The sequence below is a fragment of the Mycobacterium sp. SMC-21 genome, from assembly GCF_045310825.1.
Taxonomy (GTDB): domain Bacteria; phylum Actinomycetota; class Actinomycetes; order Mycobacteriales; family Mycobacteriaceae; genus Mycobacterium.
On sequence record NZ_JBJIAO010000004.1, the window covers coordinates 1 to 16,988 of the forward strand.

At 67.0% G+C, this 16,988-nt stretch carries 15 protein-coding genes and 1 tRNA gene; 10 read left to right on the forward strand and 6 right to left on the reverse strand.

Annotated elements, in window-relative coordinates:
- Positions 1 to 242 precede the first annotated feature (242 nt).
- Both ACJH6H_RS05550 and ACJH6H_RS05555 read right to left on the reverse strand, forming a co-directional pair.
- On the reverse strand, positions 243 to 632 hold the full coding sequence (locus ACJH6H_RS05550; protein WP_406774406.1) for a hypothetical protein: 390 nt from the start codon (positions 630 to 632) through the stop codon (positions 243 to 245).
- A 240-nt stretch (positions 633 to 872) separates the two neighbouring features.
- Entirely contained in the window at positions 873 to 3,074 is a 2,202-nt protein-coding gene (locus tag ACJH6H_RS05555; protein WP_406774407.1) for a Hint domain-containing protein, read from the reverse strand.
- A 166-nt stretch (positions 3,075 to 3,240) separates the two neighbouring features.
- Here ACJH6H_RS05555 and ACJH6H_RS05560 point away from each other — a divergent pair, with 166 nt between their 5' ends.
- On the forward strand, positions 3,241 to 3,381 hold the full coding sequence (locus tag ACJH6H_RS05560; protein ID WP_406774408.1) for a hypothetical protein: 141 nt from the start codon (positions 3,241 to 3,243) through the stop codon (positions 3,379 to 3,381).
- Positions 3,382 to 3,798: 417 nt separating this feature from the next.
- Here ACJH6H_RS05560 and ACJH6H_RS05565 read toward each other — a convergent pair.
- Positions 3,799 to 3,881, reverse strand: a tRNA-Leu gene (locus tag ACJH6H_RS05565).
- Positions 3,882 to 4,157: 276 nt separating this feature from the next.
- Here ACJH6H_RS05565 and ACJH6H_RS05570 point away from each other — a divergent pair.
- The 7 genes from ACJH6H_RS05570 (at position 4,158) to pknB (ending at position 13,884) form a co-directional block, all read left to right on the forward strand.
- The gene (locus ACJH6H_RS05570) at positions 4,158 to 5,672 is read left to right on the forward strand and encodes a DUF3662 and FHA domain-containing protein (RefSeq protein WP_406774409.1); all 1,515 of its coding nucleotides are present in this window, start codon (positions 4,158 to 4,160) and stop codon (positions 5,670 to 5,672) included.
- Between the two features lie 124 nt (positions 5,673 to 5,796).
- Complete coding sequence (locus ACJH6H_RS05575) at positions 5,797 to 6,264, forward strand: FHA domain-containing protein (RefSeq protein WP_064859211.1); 468 nt, start codon at positions 5,797 to 5,799, stop codon at positions 6,262 to 6,264.
- Positions 6,261 to 7,799 (forward strand): PP2C family protein-serine/threonine phosphatase, encoded by a 1,539-nt coding sequence (locus tag ACJH6H_RS05580; protein WP_406774410.1) that lies wholly within the window; start codon positions 6,261 to 6,263, stop codon positions 7,797 to 7,799. The genes ACJH6H_RS05575 and ACJH6H_RS05580 overlap by 4 nt, the downstream gene beginning before the upstream one ends.
- A 28-nt stretch (positions 7,800 to 7,827) precedes the next feature.
- Entirely contained in the window at positions 7,828 to 9,303 is a 1,476-nt protein-coding gene (locus ACJH6H_RS05585; RefSeq protein ID WP_346416613.1) for an FtsW/RodA/SpoVE family cell cycle protein, read from the forward strand.
- Entirely contained in the window at positions 9,300 to 10,778 is a 1,479-nt protein-coding gene (gene pbpA / locus ACJH6H_RS05590) for a D,D-transpeptidase PbpA (RefSeq protein ID WP_406774411.1), read from the forward strand. The genes ACJH6H_RS05585 and pbpA overlap by 4 nt, the downstream gene beginning before the upstream one ends.
- Positions 10,775 to 12,004, forward strand: coding sequence for a protein kinase domain-containing protein (locus ACJH6H_RS05595; RefSeq protein WP_346416615.1), 1,230 nt, complete (start codon positions 10,775 to 10,777; stop codon positions 12,002 to 12,004). The genes pbpA and ACJH6H_RS05595 overlap by 4 nt, the downstream gene beginning before the upstream one ends.
- A complete protein-coding gene (gene pknB / locus ACJH6H_RS05600; protein ID WP_346416616.1) occupies positions 12,001 to 13,884 on the forward strand; it encodes a Stk1 family PASTA domain-containing Ser/Thr kinase in 1,884 nt (627 codons plus the stop codon). Before ACJH6H_RS05595 ends, pknB begins: the two co-directional genes overlap by 4 nt.
- 11 nt (positions 13,885 to 13,895) lie before the next feature.
- Here the strand turns inward: pknB and ACJH6H_RS05605 are convergent, their stop codons facing one another.
- Together ACJH6H_RS05605 and ACJH6H_RS05610 are read right to left on the reverse strand one after the other, a co-directional pair.
- The gene (locus ACJH6H_RS05605) at positions 13,896 to 14,564 is read right to left on the reverse strand and encodes an aminodeoxychorismate/anthranilate synthase component II (protein ID WP_318985855.1); all 669 of its coding nucleotides are present in this window, start codon (positions 14,562 to 14,564) and stop codon (positions 13,896 to 13,898) included.
- Positions 14,565 to 14,601: 37 nt separating this feature from the next.
- A complete protein-coding gene (locus ACJH6H_RS05610) occupies positions 14,602 to 15,420 on the reverse strand; it encodes a DUF881 domain-containing protein (RefSeq protein ID WP_406774412.1) in 819 nt (272 codons plus the stop codon).
- Between the two features lie 80 nt (positions 15,421 to 15,500).
- Between ACJH6H_RS05610 and crgA the strand changes: the two genes are divergently transcribed.
- A complete protein-coding gene (gene crgA, locus ACJH6H_RS05615) occupies positions 15,501 to 15,785 on the forward strand; it encodes a cell division protein CrgA (RefSeq protein WP_020099906.1) in 285 nt (94 codons plus the stop codon).
- 148 nt (positions 15,786 to 15,933) lie between these two features.
- Positions 15,934 to 16,347: a PH domain-containing protein gene (locus ACJH6H_RS05620; RefSeq protein ID WP_406774413.1), complete on the forward strand. Its 414-nt coding sequence runs from the start codon at positions 15,934 to 15,936 to the stop codon at positions 16,345 to 16,347.
- Positions 16,348 to 16,412: 65 nt separating this feature from the next.
- Here the strand turns inward: ACJH6H_RS05620 and ACJH6H_RS05625 are convergent, their stop codons facing one another.
- Positions 16,413 to 16,940: a peptidylprolyl isomerase gene (locus ACJH6H_RS05625; RefSeq protein ID WP_166555253.1), complete on the reverse strand. Its 528-nt coding sequence runs from the start codon at positions 16,938 to 16,940 to the stop codon at positions 16,413 to 16,415.
- Positions 16,941 to 16,988 lie beyond the last annotated feature (48 nt).

A 16,988-nucleotide genomic window follows, 5' to 3' on the forward strand; every position in this document is an offset into this window, starting at 1 on the left:
CCCAGCCAACCAGACACCCGATCACAGGACCAACCGAAAGCAGCTGATCGTCCCTACACCGTCAAGTGCGAAGAGCCAGAAATCGAACCATTGCCTCAGTCAGCGTACGTGCACTGCGCGCAATCACAGATGGCGCCGACTCATTTCTGACCCTTGCGCTTCTCATGGGAGTTGCGTTGCTTTTTCTTCGGGGGTTTCTTGCTTTTGCTTGAGTTATTTTTGCCGGCTGCGGGTCTACCGTCTCAGACTACAATGACGCGGTCGCCGTATCGAATATTGAAAGACTCATAGTGTTCTTCTGAATCGTGGAGGACCAAGGTGTATTCGTTATCGAACACCAGCGATAGGGAGCGGTGGGTAAAACTGGTTCCAATGATGCGTTTGCCGAGAAGATCCACCAGGTCACCAGCGAGCGAACGGGCGTCTTCTGCCCGCCTTCTCCCGCGCAAACGGGTGACGATCTCGATGTCGGCCTCGACGATACACATGATCTTCGGGGTGTTCGGGAATTCAACAAGATCGACCTCAGGGTCGTCGAAATGAAGAACTATTTCGTTTTCACCGAAACACATTTGCTGCAGTAGCTTTCCGGTGAGGAAATCAAAGTTCTCGTCAGGGGAAATACCGAACATGATGCCTCTCCTCCGCGTGGGAATATGCCACTACGGCATGCCATACTTGGTCCAATTCGCACCTACCTTGAATACCAGAGCGGGGCGGCTTGAGCGACGAGTCGAGTACCGGGAATCGCGGTGACCTCCGTCTTTCGTCGACTGTTTAGTTCGGCTTCGAACGACTGCGGTGGTTTTACCGGTTGGTCAGTCGACTAGCTTACTTCTTCGGGCCACAGCGGCTGTCGTGAAGGGGTTGGCTTATTTCTGCCCTTTACGACGTTTCTTACTTGTCTTTTGGTTCTTACTCTTCTTGCCTCCGCGGTCGTGTGAGCTGTGATGTTCCGAGTTGCGTCCAGCGCTGGAGTCAGATCTTTGCGATGCCGACTCAGCATCCGTGCTGGCCCGGCTGCGCTGCTTGTCGGTCGCCGATTGCATGCGCGCAGCTTGGTCCTCGCGCTGTTCAGCCGGATTGGAAGGTCGTGTCCCCTGACCGGACTCAGTGGGTGACGATTCTGACATCGAGGATGGCGCCGGGTATTCAACATGAGTCCTAGACCGCATCTGCGCTCTTGTCACGTTTGAAGGGGGCTTCATCGTTGAGGGATCAACCGGCTGCCCTTGTTCTTCTGTTTCGATTTTCCAGTAGCCGTGGGGGTAGTTCGATGTAGGCCGCGGCATTTCTCTCAGCCTGAAACCCGGCGGTAGTTCGCTTGGCGGATGCTGAGGAGGATTCGTCGGAGGGATGAACTCTTTGGGCGCCTTCGGCTCCCCTTTCTGAGCGCGCACCTCGGGCAATGACGATTTGGCTGATCCGGCCGCCGGTACACCGCCCTCGGAGAAGTGGGGCGGCTCGGCCGCAGCAGGGCAGTTGTGGACCAGCACAGCCGCGGTGCGGGTGGCGATGTAGAAGTTGTGGGTGTTCTCGACGGTGAGGTCCCACATGTCGGCAGTCCCGGAAACCGGGGTGCTGGCCGCGACATACGCAACGGTGTCAGAGAACGGCGTGGCCAAACCATCACCGGTGCGCAGGTCTTTGGCATCAACCCATTCGGCGACGGAGCGAGTCCCAGTGCCCGCGGTGGCAGCCAACCCGACAACCTCAGGCGACGACGTATGGGCGTGGGACGTGCTGTAGAAGGGGTGCTTGGCGGTGGTGTGCACCACCGAAGCGACATCGGCCGGGTTGGTGATCGTCAGGTCGAGCAGGTCGGTGTCGTGGTCGACGAGCACCGCCTGCACCAATTGTCCACTGGCGCGCCCGGTTTCGAGGTCGGTGGACCACACCCGGTCCCCGGGCTTGAGCTGGGCGATGGGGCGCCTGGTTCCGTCGGCCAGCAGCACCAGCGTGTCCGGGCTGAAGGACTGCCCTGCGCACGGGACCCGCTGCGCCAGTGGGGTTGACGGTAGTTCGGGAGCCTTCGTCGCTGCCGGTGGCGCGTTCGGTGTCTTGGGTGTGTCCACGCCAGGCAGTGGCGGTTTCCCCGCGGCGCCGGCGGCGGCGATCTCCTCGCGTACCTGCGCTGGGTTGGGCACAACCTTGGCGGCGTCAATGACGTCGTCGGTGTGCGTGAGCGCTTGTTTGGCGACCAGTTCGGCGCCTTCTTCGGCAATCTTCTTGGCCGCGCCGGTGGGCGTGAACATGGTCGCCGCGTTGGCCACCGTCGACATCACCCCGAGGGTTCGGTTGTCCGGCATGGCTTCTGAGGCGATCTGCAACCCGGCGGCACTCACATTGGCCACGGCAGCAGCTATCGCGGCGGCACCGGCTGGCCCGCCGACCCCGGTCACGGCGACCGCGGCACCCGCCACGATGATCGCCGTTTCCATGGGGTTGTTTTTCACAAACGTTCCGACGGCTTTCGCCCCGGACACCGTCGCCGAGGCCGCGCTGGACACCGCGCTGCTGACGGCGTTGGCTGCGCTAGAGACGGTGCTGGTGATCGAATCGAACAATCCCGCCGGCAGCGGTCCGCCGCCCAAGCCGCCGACGTGCAGCGGCGGATCCACATACACCGGCCACTGGGTGTCCGGGCGCGGATCAAACACCTCGGAAAGCTGGTACAAGCCCGGGCGCAACTGCCGCGCCACATACGACGAGGGGACGAGTTTCCCTGCCGCATCACGGGTTTCGGCCGGAGCGAACATCCCGACAGTTTCCGCGGCCGGGGTGGCCCGATTGATCGTGAGATATCCGTTGGTGTGGGCCAGCATCACCGTGTCGGCGGGGGTGCGCACGAAGGTGGTGACCATCCGCACCCCGGTGGGGCTGTTGATGCGGGCCACCGTCCGGGTCCCGGTGCCGGTGTTCTCGGCCAGGAAATCAAAGCCCGCACCACGATCGGGGTAAACCACCGATCCGCTGCTGGTGTGTTGAGCCGCACCCAAACCGGCGGGCAAGACCTGCTGCACCGGACCGGCCGGTGTGGCCGAGGTCAGACCGGCCACCGGATCGGCAGGCAAGCCGGCCCCCTGCTGCGCGGGTGTCCACGCCGGATTCGGGACCGCGATCGTGCTCGACCCGCTGAACGCCGCCATTGCCGCGTCGGCGAACCGCTGAGCAGGTGATGCAGCACCCCCGCTTACGGACCCTGACCGGCCAGAACTGGCAAACCAATATTGTCCGCTGATGGCCAGCGCGATCGTGGCCACCAAAGCCACCACCACCGGCCACCACCGAGTGATACGCCACCACGGCCGGTCAGCCGGCAAGAAGTCCCCCACGACGATTCCCCCTGAATACGCCCGCTTTGATATCCGTCAGCAGTGACGGACACGTTATGGAAGGTGTAGTCGCAAACCCGCCTGCAGAACGAACGTCGTCCGCCAGTGATCTAGAACACAGCAAACATTGGGGTGCGTTCTGCCAACGGCCATGCGAAACCGAGACGGGAAATGATCCTTCTCGTTTCCCTGGAACGAGGCACCTAGCGCGGGGTGATCGGCGACGGTCGGTGTTCCGTTTCTTCTATTTCGCCACTGTGTCGGATTCGAGGCCTTGTCGGCTTTACCCGCAGCTGCCTCGGCTTTCTGCACCCTGGTATCGGCGGCTTCTTGCTGACCTAACGGCCCACGAGTGTGAGCACTGTGCAGAGATCAGGGCCGCTTCGCCTGCACAGCCCTCACAGTCACGCTCGACCAAACGCAAAAGCCGCGAATCCGAACCGGATTCGCGGCTTTTGTTGAGTGGGCGAAGGGGGACTTGAACCCCCACGTCCCGAAGGACACTGGCACCTGAAGCCAGCGCGTCTGCCATTCCGCCACTCGCCCCAAACAACTGGGAGAGAGTATCACCACCCCCACCCCCGGCTCCAAATCCGCGCCTGACCACGGGATTCTCCGCATCAGCATCCACTGACACCGCGAAATGACGCGGTCGGGCCACCTGCGTGCCGCCTCATCATCCCCTGACCAGCGGGTTTCGAATTCTCACGATTCTGTTGGTCACGTATTACAAGGTCAGGCCGATACCATGCGTAACAGTGCTGTCGGCGGGTATCGCGCACATCACATCTGGACCACCGAGACGAAGCGAGGCAGGGGGACATGGGTCTGGTCGACCGGATCGAGCGCAAGCTCGAGACCACGGTCGGAGACGCTTTTGCCCGCGTCTTCGGGGGGTCGATCGCACCCCCGGAAGTCGAGGCCGCCCTCCAGCGGGAAGCCGAATCCGGTGCCCGTGACGTCGGTGGCGGCCGTATTTTGGCACCGAACGATTACGTCATTACGCTCAGTTACACCGATTTCGAGAAGGTGAACGCCGATCCTGACCTCACACCCAGTGCTTTTGCCAAACACCTTGAGGGATTCGTCCATGAGCGGGGATGGCAAACGTATGGTGAGGTGGTCGTCAGGTTTGAGCCGTCACCTGGCCTTCATACCGGCCAATTCCGCGCCCACGGCGCGGTCAACCCCGACTCAACCGCCGGGCCACCGCGGCCGGCACCCAGCGACCGCGTGCACACCGCAGAACCAGGAGTACCAACGATGACTGACAACCCGACCCACCGTCCCGGCCAGGGACAGGGCCAGCCAGGCGACGAGTACGACTACGGACGGCAGCCCGACGAGCAGCGCGGTCAGCAGTACCCGCAGGACCCGAGCCAGGGCTACGGCCAGCCTCCGCAGGGTTACGGACAGCAGGGCGGCTACGGCGCGCCGCAAGGTGGCCCCGGTTACGGTCAGCAGGGCGGTTACGGCCAGCCCGAGCAGGCCGGTTACGGCGCGGGCCCGTCCGGCTACGGCCAGGGCGCCTTCGGCGGTCCGCAGGGTGGTCCTCCCGGACCGCCACCCGTCGGTCCTCAGCATGGTTACGGCCAGCCCGACCAGGGCTACGGCCAGCAGAGCTACGGTCAGCAGCCCGACCAGGGTTACGGCGGCCAGCAGGGTGGCTACGGCCAGCCCCAGCAGGGCGGCTACGGAGCGCCCGACCAGGGTTACGGCCAGCAGGGCGGTTACGGCCAGCCCCAGCAGGGCGGCTACGGAGCGCCCGACCAGGGTTACGGCCAGCAGGGTGGCTACGGCCAGCCCCAGCAGGGCGGCTACGGCCAGGGCGGCTACGGCGAGCAGAACTACGGCCAGCCGCAGCAGCCGTCCTACGGTCAGCCGCCCGCCGACCAGGGTTACGGTCACGCCCCCGCTGATCAGGGCTACGGTCAGGCTCCGGCCCAGGCCGGCTACGGCGACCAGGGTTACGGCGGCGGCGCAGGCGCCGGCTACGCCGAGCCCGACTACGGTCAGCCGGCGGGCTACGGCGGTGGCTACGGTGCCGCCGGCGCCAACGTCACTCTCCAGCTCGACGACGGCAGTGGCCGCACCTACCAGCTGCGCGAAGGAGCCAACGTCATCGGCCGCGGCCAGGACGCGCAGTTCCGGCTGCCCGACACCGGCGTTTCGCGCCGGCACCTCGAGATCCGCTGGGACGGCCACACCGCGCTGCTCTCGGATCTGAACTCGACCAACGGCACCACCGTCAACAACGCCCCGGTGCAGGAGTGGCAGCTGGCCGACGGCGACGTCATCCGGGTGGGTCACTCCGAGATCGTGGTCCGCGTTCACTGAGCTCGGTTTCAGTCACCGGCCGGATGATGTTCACACCGGCCGGTGACCGCCAAAGTATCGTGACGATGCCGACGGCTACCGGGCACCGGGCCCAGCCTCGATGCGGCAACGGAGAGGACGTCGGATGCAGGGGTTAGTTCTGCAGCTGACGCGGGTCGGTTTCCTCCTGTTGCTCTGGCTTTTCATCTGGTCGGTTCTGCGCGTGCTGCGCACCGACATCTACGCACCCACCGGAGCCGTCATGGTGCGGCGCGGTCTGGCGTTCCGTGGCACCCTGCTGCCCAACCGGGACCGACGCCGGTACGCGCGCCAGTTGGTGGTGACCGAAGGCGCCCTCGCGGGCACCCGGATCACCCTGACCAGCCAGCCGGTTCTGATCGGCCGGGCCGACGACTCCACCCTGGTGCTCACCGACGACTACGCCTCGACACGGCACGCCCGGCTGTCGCCGAGAGGCTCCGAGTGGTACGTCGAAGACCTAGGATCGACCAACGGTACATACCTGGACAGGGCGAAAGTGACGACGGCGGTAAGGGTTCCAATGGGAACGCCGGTTCGAATCGGCAAGACGGTAATTGAGCTGCGCCCGTGACACTCGTACTCCGATATGCCGCGCGCAGCGACCGCGGCCTGGTCCGTGCCAACAATGAGGACTCCGTCTACGCCGGGGCCCGCCTCCTCGCGTTGGCGGACGGCATGGGCGGCCACGCCGCGGGTGAGGTCGCCTCGCAGCTGGTCATCGCGGCGCTGGCCCACCTCGATGACGACGAACCCGGCGGCGACCTGCTGGCCAAGCTGAACGACGCCGTCCACGACGGCAATGCCGCCATCGCGGCGCACGTCGAGGCCGATCCCGAACTCGAAGGCATGGGCACCACGCTCAGCGCCATTCTGTTCGCGGGAACGCGACTGGGCATGGTGCACATCGGGGACTCCCGCGGCTACCTGATGCGCGACGGCGAGCTGACCCAGATCACCAAGGACGACACCTTCGTCCAGACCCTGGTCGACGACGGCCGCATCACGGCCGAAGAGGCCCACAGCCACCCGCAGCGCTCGCTGATCATGAAGGCGCTGACCGGTCACGAGGTCGAGCCGACGCTGACGATGCGCGAGGTCCGCGCCGGTGACCGCTACCTGCTGTGCTCGGACGGCCTGTCCGACCCGGTCAGCCACGAGACCATCCAGACCGCCATGCAGATCCCGGACGTCGTGGACTGTGCCGACCGGCTCATCGAGCTGGCCCTGCGCGGCGGCGGCCCCGACAACGTCACGGTCGTGGTGGCCGACGTCGTCGACTACGAATACGGCCAGACCGCACCCATCCTGGCCGGCGCGGTGTCAGGTCAGGACGACGACACCCTGCCGCCCAACACCGCCGCCGGACGCGCCTCCGCCTTCAACCCCAAGCGCGTGGCAGCCGCTGCGAAAAAGCCTGCGGCACAGCTTGATCCACCGCAGCGAAAGAAGCACACCCGGCGCAATCTGATCATCGGCGCGATCGTGCTGATCCTGCTGCTCGTCAGCGGACTGGCCATCGGGCGCTACCTGATCCGCAGCAACTACTACGTCTCCGGCTACAACGGCTCCGTCTACATCATGCGGGGCGTGCCGGGCTCGCTGCTCGGGCTGCCGCTGCAGGAGCCCTACCTGCTGGCGTGTCTGGACTCCCACTCCGACATGACGATCATCGGCGTCGACGACACCCACGCGGGCTGCCAGCCCATGAAGGTGGCCGACCTGCGCGAGTCCGGCCGCGCCCAGGTCACCGCCGGCCTGCCGACCGGCACCGTCGACGACGCGATCCGTCAGCTCAAGGAACTCAGCCGCGCCTCGCTGCTGCCGGTGTGCGCGCCGCCCGTCGCCACCCCGCCGCCTCCCGCACCTACGCCGGCACCGTCGCTGTCGGTGGTGCCGCAGCCGCCGCGCGGGCCGGCCCCCGGTCCCGAGGCCCCCGCATCGACGACGGCCGCTCCGGCACCCGCACCGGCACCCGGCCCGGCGCCGGCTCCCAACCCATCCAGCCCCGCGCCTGCCCCGACCTCGCCCGCGGCTCCGTCCCCGACGGCCACGGCACTCCCTCCGCCACCTCAGGAGCCGGGCACCAACTGCCGGAACGCGTCATGACGCCCCGAGAGCGAGCGGGAGCACCGGCATGACGACGCCGGGGCAAGAAAAGGGGCGGGAAGACGCCCCGGGGCGGGCGCAGCGACGGGAAGACACCCAGCCGCAGTCTCCGGTCGCGGTCGCCCCTCCACTGCCCAATCGGCGTAATTCCGAGTTGGTGCTGCTGGGGTTCGCCGCCGTGATCACGACGGTGGCGCTGCTCATCGTCGAGGCCAATCAGGAGCGCGGCCTGCAGATGGACCTCGTGCAGTTCACCGTCGGCTTCGTGGTGTTGTTCGGTGGCGCCCACTTGGCGGTGCGCCGGTACGCGCCATATGCCGACCCGCTGCTGCTGCCCGTGGTGGCGCTGCTGAACGGCCTGGGCCTGGTGCTCATCTACCGGCTGGATCTCTCGGCGCACACCCGGCCCGCCGGGATCCTGCCCGGCGGCAACGCCAACCAGCAGTTGCTGTGGACACTGCTGGGCATCCTGGTGTTCACCGCGGTGCTGATGTTCGTGCACGACCACCGGATGCTCGCCCGTTACGGCTACATCTGCGGCCTGGCCGGCCTGGTGCTGCTGGCCATCCCCGCCGTGTTGCCGGATTCCGTGGCCGAGCAGTACGGCGCCAAGATCTGGATCCGGTTGCCGGGCTTCTCCATTCAGCCCGCCGAGTTCTCGAAAATCCTGTTACTGATCTTCTTCGCCAGCGTGCTCGTCACCAAGCGCAGCCTGTTCACCAGTGCCGGCAAGCACGTGTTCGGAATGGACCTGCCGCGGCCGCGCGACCTGGCACCGCTGCTCGTGGCCTGGATCGGCTCGATCGGCGTCATGGTGTTCGAGAAGGACCTCGGCGCCTCGTTGCTGCTCTACGCGACGTTCCTGGTGCTGCTGTACGTGGCCACCGAAAAGCTCAGCTGGGTGATCATCGGGCTGAGCCTGTTCAGCGTGGGAAGCCTTGTCGCATACCAGCTTTTCGACCACGTGCGGGTCCGCGTGCAGAACTGGCTGGACCCGTTCGCCGACCCCGACGGCGCCGGATACCAGATGGTGCAGTCCCTGTTCAGCTTCGCCACCGGCGGCATCTTCGGCACCGGCCTGGGTAACGGACAGCCCGGCACGGTGCCCGACGCGTCCACCGACTTCATCATCGCCGCGGTCGGCGAGGAGCTCGGGCTCGTCGGCCTGGCCGCGGTCCTGATGCTCTACACGATCGTCATCATCCGGGGGCTGCGCACCGCCATCGCCGTGCGCGACAGCTTCGGCAAGCTGCTCGCCGCGGGCCTGTCCGCCGCGTTGGCGCTGCAGCTCTTCATCGTCGTCGGCGGCGTCACCAAGCTCATCCCGCAGACCGGCCTCACGACACCGTGGATGTCCTACGGCGGCTCGTCGCTGCTGTCCAATTACGTGCTGCTGGCCCTGCTGCTGCGGGTCTCGCACGTCGCGCGGCGGCCACTGTCGACCCGGGGCCCCAACCAAGCGCCGATCGCGGCAGCCAACACCGAGGTGATCGAGAAGCAATGAACACCTCGCTCCGTCGCGTCTCCGGACTGGTGATGGCACTGATCGTGCTGTTGCTGCTCAACGCCACCACCACCCAGGTGTTCGCCGCCGACGGCCTGCGCGCCGACCCGCGGAACCAGCGGGTGCTGCTCGACGAGTACTCACGCCAGCGCGGCCAGATCACCGCGGGCGGCCAGCTGCTGGCCTACTCGATGCCGACCAACGGCCGGTTCCGCTACCTGCGCATCTACCCCAACCCGCTGGTCTACGCGCCGGTCACCGGTTTCTACTCGCTGCAGTACTCCAGCGCCGGCCTCGAGCGCGCCGAGGACAGCATCCTCAACGGGTCCGACGAGCGGCTGTTCGGCAATCGCATCGCTGACTTCTTCACCGGCCGCGACCCCCGTGGCGGCAACGTCGACACCACGATCGTGCCGCGCGTGCAGCAAGCCGCGTGGGACGCGATGCAACTGGGCTGCGGCGGCAACCCCTGCAAGGGCTCGGTGGTGGCGCTCGATCCGTCCACCGGCAAGATTCTCGCCATGGTGTCGTCCCCGTCGTACGACCCCAATCTGCTCGCCTCGCATGAAGGCGACCGACAGTCCGCCGCCTGGCAGGAGTTGCGCGACAACCCCGAGTCGCCGCTGCAGAACCGGGCGATCTCCGAGACCTACCCGCCGGGGTCGACGTTCAAGGTGCTGACCACGGCCGCCGCGCTGCAGGCCGGTGCCACCCCGGACACCCAGCTGACGTCGGCGGCGCGAATCACGTTGCCGGACAGCACCGCAACACTCGAGAACTACGGCGGCGCGGCCTGCGGCGGGGGCGCGACGGTGTCCCTGCGTGAGGCGTTCGCCAAGTCCTGCAACACCGCCTTCGTCGAACTCGGCCTGCACAACGGGGCCGACGCGATGCGGACCATGGCCCGGCAGTTCGGCCTGGACACCCCGCCGCCGTCGATCCCGCTGCAGGTCGCGGAGTCGACCGTCGGCCCGATCTCCGACGCCCCGGCCCTGGGTATCTCCAGCATCGGCCAGAAGGACGTCGCCCTGACCCCGCTGCAGAACGCGATGATTGCCGCGACCATCGCCAACGGCGGCGTCAGCATGGCCCCGTACCTGATCGACGACCTCAAGGGACCCGACCTTTCCAACATCGCGGCTACCTCACCGCACCAACAGCGGCGGGCCATCTCATCCCAGGTCGCGGCTACACTTACGGATCTGATGGTCGGCGCCGAGCAGGTGACGCAGCAGAAGGGAGCCATAGCCGGCGTGCAGATCGCATCCAAGACGGGCACCGCCGAACACGGCACCGATCCACGTCACACCCCACCACATGCGTGGTACATCGCTTTTGCCCCGGCGAAATCCCCGAAGGTCGCCGTCGCCGTCCTAGTGGAGAATGGTGGAGACCGTTTGTCCGCAACCGGCGGTGCGCTGGCCGCACCCATCGGGCGGGCCACCATCGCCGCGGCGCTACGGGAGGGATCATGAGCGCGCGGGTCGGAGTCACACTTTCCGGCCGCTATCGACTTCAGCGACTCATCGCCACTGGCGGCATGGGTCAGGTCTGGGAAGGCGTCGACAGCAGGCTCGGCCGACAGGTCGCCATCAAGGTACTCAAGGCCGAATATTCGACCGACCCCGAATTCGTCGAGCGGTTCCGCGCCGAGGCGCGCACTGTCGCGATGCTGAACCACCCCGGCATCGCCAGCGTCTACGACTACGGCGAGACCGAGCTCGAAGACTCCGGCCGCACCGCGTACCTGGTCATGGAGCTCGTCAACGGCGAACCGCTGAACTCGGTGATCAAGCGCACCGGCCGGCTGTCACTGCGGCACTCCCTCGACATGCTGGAGCAGACGGGCCGGGCCCTGCAGGTCGCGCACAGCGCGGGCCTGGTGCACCGCGACGTCAAGCCCGGCAACATCATGATCACCCCGACCGGCCAGGTGAAGCTCACCGACTTCGGTATCGCCAAGGCGGTCGACGCCGCACCCGTCACCCAGACCGGCATGGTCATGGGCACGGCCCAGTACATCGCGCCCGAGCAGGCGCTGGGTCACGACGCCACCGCGGCCAGTGACGTCTACTCGCTCGGTGTCGTCGGCTACGAGTCCGTGTCCGGACGCCGGCCATTCACCGGCGACGGCGCCCTGACCGTCGCAATGAAGCACATCAAGGAAGCGCCGCCACCGCTGCCGGCCGACCTGCCCCCGAACGTCCGCGAGCTGATCGAGATCGCGCTCGCCAAGGACGCCATCCACCGCTACCGCAGCGGCGGCCCGTTCGCCGACGCCGTCGCCGCCGTCCGCGCCGGACGCCGCCCCCCGCGGCCCAACCAGGCCCCGACCATCGGACGCGCCGCTCCGGCGGCGATCCCGTCGAGCACGCAGGCCCGCGCGGCCATCGAGCCGGCCCGCCCGGCACCGGCCACCCCGCGGCCCCGGCCCGCCAGCGGCAGCCACCGCCCGGCCCCGCCGGCGCGGCGGACGTTCTCACCCGGCCAGCGCGCGCTGCTGTGGGCTGCGGGTGTCCTGGGTGCGCTGGCCATCGTCATCGCCATCCTGATCGTGCTCAACGCGCAGGACCGGCAGGACCAGAAGAACCAGCAGCAGTCCACTGTCACCAACACCATCACCGAGACCACGAAGACGCCGGGCGCACCGACGGGTCAGTCGTATTCGCTCCCTGATCTGTCAGGACCGGCCATCTCATGACCACGCCCCAGCACCTCTCCGACCGCTACGAGCTGGGCGACATCCTCGGCTTCGGTGGCATGTCCGAGGTTCACCTCGGGCGCGACCTGCGCCTGCACCGCGATGTGGCGGTCAAGGTGCTGCGCGCCGACCTGGCTCGGGACCCCAGCTTCTACCTGCGGTTCCGCCGCGAGGCGCAGAACGCCGCGGCGCTGAACCACCCGGCGATCGTCGCCGTCTACGACACCGGCGAGGCCGAGACGCCCAACGGGCCGCTGCCGTACATCGTCATGGAGTACGTCGACGGCGTGACGCTGCGCGACATCGTGCACACCGAGGGGCCGCTGCCGCAGCAGCGCGCGATCGAGATCATCGCCGACGCCTGCCAGGCCCTGAACTTCAGCCACCAGCACGGCATCGTGCACCGGGACATCAAGCCGGCGAACATCATGATCAGCAAGTCCAATGCGGTCAAGGTCATGGACTTCGGCATCGCCCGCGCCATCGCCGACAGCAGCAACCGGATGACGCAGACCGCCGCGGTCATCGGCACCGCGCAATACCTGTCACCCGAGCAGGCCAGCGGGCAGAACGTAGACGCCCGCTCGGACGTCTACTCGCTGGGCTGCGTGCTGTACGAACTGGTCACCGGTGAGCCGCCCTTCGTGGGCGATTCCCCGGTCGCGGTCGCCTACCAGCACGTCCGTGAGGACCCGGTGCCGCCGTCGCAGCGGCACTCCGGCATCACGCCAGGACTCGACGCCGTCATCCTCAAGGCCCTGGCGAAGAACCCGGACAATCGCTACCAGAGCGCCGCGGACATGCGGAACGACCTGATCCGTGTGCACGCCGGCGAGGCTCCCGACGCCCCCAAGGTGCTCACCGACGCCGAGCGCACCGCGATGATGGGCGCCGGCGGGTTCGGTGGACCGCGCAGCATGATGCCCGAGCCCATCAGCGTCAACCCGCAGCCGTACCGCTCGACGGACCGCGCCTCGACGCCGATCGGTCGCTGGCTCATCGCCGCGGCCATCCTGGCGGTGCTGACCGTCGTCGTCACTGTGGCCATCAACCTGATCGGTGGCAAGCCGCACGACCAGCAGATTCCCGACGTCCGTGGGCTGGCTCAGGCCGACGCCGTCGCCAACCTGCAGAACCGCGGCTTCAAAACCCGCACCCAACAACGGCCCGACTCGACAGTGGCGCCGGACCACGTCATCAGCACCGAACCGGCGGCCAACACCTCCGTCGCCGCCGGTGACGAGATCACCATCAACATCTCCACCGGACCGGAGCAGCGCGAGGTCCCGGACGTGTCGAAGCTGTCGCCCGCAGACGCCATGGCCAAGCTGCAGTCCGCCGGCTTCCGGAACATCCAGCAGACGGTGTCGCAGTCGCTGCCGGAGCAGAAGGACCGGGTCATCGCGACCAACCCGCCGGCCCACCAGACCTCGGCGATCACCAACGTCATCACGATCATCGTCGGCTCCGGACCGGGCCTGGTCCCGATCCCCGACGTCAACGGGCAGACCGTCGACATCGCGACCAAGAACCTCAACACCGTCGGCTTCACGACGATCCTGACAGCCCCGATCGACAGCCCGAAACCGGCCGGCGAGATCATCGGCACCGACCCGGCGGCGGGCACGCCGACGGCCAAGGACGCCCCGATCACGCTGAAGGTCTCGCAGGGCAACCAGTTCGTCATGCCGAACCTGACCGGTCAGTTCTGGACCGACGCCGAACCGAACCTGCGCGCCCTGGGCTGGACCGGCGTGCTGATCAAGGGCGCGGACGTGCAGAACAGCGGTCAGCGCAGCAATGCCGTGGTGAGCCAGGTGCCCGCGGCCGGAAGTGGCGTCAACTTCAACGCGTCGATCACGCTGAGCTTCGCCTCGTAAGCGTTGCTCGGTCAGGCCGTGCGGGTTGCGGCCGAGACCGCGTCGGCGACTTCCTGCTCGAGCCGACTGACCAGTGCCTCGTCGGGCGCCTGGCCGCAGACTGCCAGCCAGTTGGCCAGCATCCGGTGGCCGCCCTGCGTCAGGATGCTCTCCGGGTGGAACTGCACCCCGTGGATCGGGAGTTCGCGGTGCCGGACGGCCATGATCACGCCGCTGTCGGTCTGCCCGATGGCCTCCAGCTCAGCCGGCAGCGTCTCCGGCAGAATGGTCAGCGAGTGGTAGCGGGTCGCGGTGAACGGGTCCGGAAGTCCTTGCAGCACACCGCTGTTCGCATGGTGTACCTGGCTGGTCTTGCCGTGCAGCAGTTCGGGCGCGCGGTCGACAGTGCCACCGAAAGCCACGCCGATGGCCTGATGTCCCAGGCACACACCGAGCAGGGGAGTGCCGGTCTCCGCGCACGCCCGGACCAAGGGAATGGACGCACCGGCCCGCTCAGGGGTGCCCGGGCCCGGGCTCACCAGGATCCCGTCGAACTCCTTCGCCACGGCAGCGACGCCGTCGGGAGTGGAGACACGCTCGTCGTCGCTACGCCAGACCTGCGCGTGCACCCCGAGCTGACCCAGGTACTGGACCAGGTTGAACACGAAGCTGTCGTAGTTGTCGAGGACGAGAACCTGCATGCCGTCAGGCTACTGGGTCACCCGTCGACGCGATCAATCAATATGTGACCGGTCCGGCCGGTTGGGCGTACCGGAGCTTCAGCGGCATTCGGTGACCGACGACGTCCACCGATACCCGCGGCTCTTCGGTGTAACCGAGCCCGAACCGCACGACGTACTGCTTGTAGAGCGTCACCAGCGGCGCGGCGGCGAGCGCGGCGCGCATGCCCTCGACGTTGCCGATCACGGTGATGACGTACGGCGGGCTGTAGGTCCGGCCGTTGAGCAGCAGGGTGTTGCCGACGCAGCGCGGGGCCGAGGTGGCCAGAATCCGCTGGTCCTGCATCTGGACGGCCTCGGCGCCGCCCAGCCACAGCGCGTTGAGGACCGCCTGGACGTCCTGCTGGTGTACGACGAGGTCGTCGGGGGTGGCGTCGTGCGGGTACTGGCCCTGCGCATTGCGCTGGGCGTCGTTGAGGGTGATCACCAGGCCCGGTCCTCGCATGGGATCCAGGCCCAACTCCAGGCCCAGTTCGTTCGCTCGACTGGTGATGGCGCCGAGCGCGGCATCGGCGCCGGGTGTGCCGCCGTGGTGGTTCTCGAGCTGATGCTGCAGGTCGTCGCGCTCGGCGGCGCGGGTCGCGACGGTCCGCTGGGCTTCTTTCACCATGTCGACGAGGCGGGGCGCGTCGCTGCGCCGGATCTCGCTGCCCCCGGACACGCTGTGCGTGGTGGCGAGCAGGAGGCCGGCGAGCACACAGACCACCGGCACACCGAATCGCCAGGCCGAGTGACGGGCCGGCTGGTCGGCTTCCGAGGTCCCCGCCGTCCGGAGCCTGCGAGGCGACACATCTTCTGCGTTAGGCTCTGAGTGCATACCGCTCCATCGTCGCACCGAATTGCCGGTTTCTCTCCGCCGGCGCGGGAGTGCGGCACCGACTGTCCGCGAAGGTACCAATGCCCAAGTCCAAGGTTCGCAAGAAGAACGACTTCACCATCAACCCGGTGAGTCGGACGCCGGTGAAGGTCAAGGCCGGACCGTCGAGCGTGTGGTTCGTGGTGTTCTTCTGCTCGCTCATGCTGATCGGTCTGATCTGGCTGGCGGTGTTCCAGCTCGCCGCACTGAACCCGGCCGGTACTCCACACCTGCTGCAGTGGATGGCCGATCTCGCCCAGTGGAATTACGCCATCGCCTTCGCCTTCATGATCACCGGCCTGCTGCTGACCATGCGGTGGCGCTGAGCAGCGTCAACAGACCCGGTTCGTTACATCCAGGTCTCGTGACGTAACCCAGCTGGCAACCTGACGGACACCCAATCACATCGATGTGATTCATCCCCATTGGGGATAGTGCCTGTGGATAACTTGCCCCCAAGGGTGTGGACATCTCGTGGAACAGACTCAATGGAGCCCGCCGACAGCCGGCATCGCGGCCTGTGGCGCATTCGGCGTCATACTCGTCGCCCTGGCCCTGACTTCGGTCATTGACCTGCCCGGACGCGTTCTCGGCGGCATCGCTGCCATCGGACTGCTGGTGTTCGCCGTGATGTCCTGGCGCGCGCGGCCGAAGCTCGCGATCACGCCGGCCGGGCTGGTGGTGCGCGGGTGGTTCAGTACCCAGACTTATACACAGGCCGACCTCAAGAGTGTGCGTATCACCGAGTTCCGCCGACTGACCCGCAAGGTGCGGCTGCTGGAGCTCGACACCGTCGACGACCGGCTCCTGGTCTTCACCCGATGGGACGTCGGCACCGATCCCATCAACGTCCTCGACGCCCTCACCGACGCCGGGCTGATTCCCTAGCTCTCCAACGCAAACGGCGCGACAGCCCCGGTAGGGGACTGCCGCGCCGCGCGTCAGGCTGGAATTCAGGAAACGGTGATCGAGTCGATGACGACCGGCTCGGTCGGGCGGTCACCGCGGTCGGTGGCGGTGGTCGCGATGGCGTCGACAACCTTCTGCGACGCCTCGTCGACGACCTCACCGAAGATGGTGTGGCGACGGTTCAGGTGCGGCGTCGGGCCGACGGTGATGAAGAACTGCGAGCCGTTGGTGCCCGGGCCGGCGTTGGCCATGGCCAGCAGGTAGGGCTTGTCGAACTGCAGTTCAGGGTGGAACTCGTCGGCGAACTGGTAGCCCGGGCCGCCGCGGCCGGTGCCGGTCGGGTCGCCGCCCTGGATCATGAAGCCGTCGATGACGCGGTGGAAGATGGCGCCGTCGTAGAACGGGCCGGAGGTGCCGCCCGAGGCGTTCTCGGTGGAGTAATCCTTGGTGCCCTGGGCCAGACCAACGAAGTTGGCGACGGTCTTGGGCGCGTGGTTACCGAACAAAGCAATCTTGATGTCGCCGCGGTTGGTGTGCAGCGTCGCGGTCGCAGTCTGAATGGGGCTCGTCACGGAAAGTCAGTCTGCCACTCACATTTAAGACCCCGAAGTCGCCCCCAC

Bases quoted from the DNA above. Each gene is read 5' to 3' on its own strand.
- ACJH6H_RS05575 (WP_064859211.1), top strand. From the start codon at position 5,797: ATGCAGGGGTTAGTTCTGCAGCTGACGCGGGTCGGTTTCCTCCTGTTG.
- ACJH6H_RS05570 (WP_406774409.1), top strand. From the start codon at position 4,158: ATGGGTCTGGTCGACCGGATCGAGCGCAAGCTCGAGACCACGGTCGGA.
- ACJH6H_RS05595 (WP_346416615.1), top strand. From the start codon at position 10,775: ATGAGCGCGCGGGTCGGAGTCACACTTTCCGGCCGCTATCGACTTCAG.
- ACJH6H_RS05560 (WP_406774408.1), top strand. From the start codon at position 3,241: ATGGCCAGCGCGATCGTGGCCACCAAAGCCACCACCACCGGCCACCAC.
- ACJH6H_RS05610 (WP_406774412.1), bottom strand. From the start codon at position 15,420: ATGCACTCAGAGCCTAACGCAGAAGATGTGTCGCCTCGCAGGCTCCGG.
- pbpA (WP_406774411.1), top strand. From the start codon at position 9,300: ATGAACACCTCGCTCCGTCGCGTCTCCGGACTGGTGATGGCACTGATC.
- pknB (WP_346416616.1), top strand. From the start codon at position 12,001: ATGACCACGCCCCAGCACCTCTCCGACCGCTACGAGCTGGGCGACATC.
- ACJH6H_RS05605 (WP_318985855.1), bottom strand. From the start codon at position 14,564: ATGCAGGTTCTCGTCCTCGACAACTACGACAGCTTCGTGTTCAACCTG.
- ACJH6H_RS05550 (WP_406774406.1), bottom strand. From the start codon at position 632: ATGTTCGGTATTTCCCCTGACGAGAACTTTGATTTCCTCACCGGAAAG.
- crgA (WP_020099906.1), top strand. From the start codon at position 15,501: ATGCCCAAGTCCAAGGTTCGCAAGAAGAACGACTTCACCATCAACCCG.
- ACJH6H_RS05585 (WP_346416613.1), top strand. From the start codon at position 7,828: ATGACGACGCCGGGGCAAGAAAAGGGGCGGGAAGACGCCCCGGGGCGG.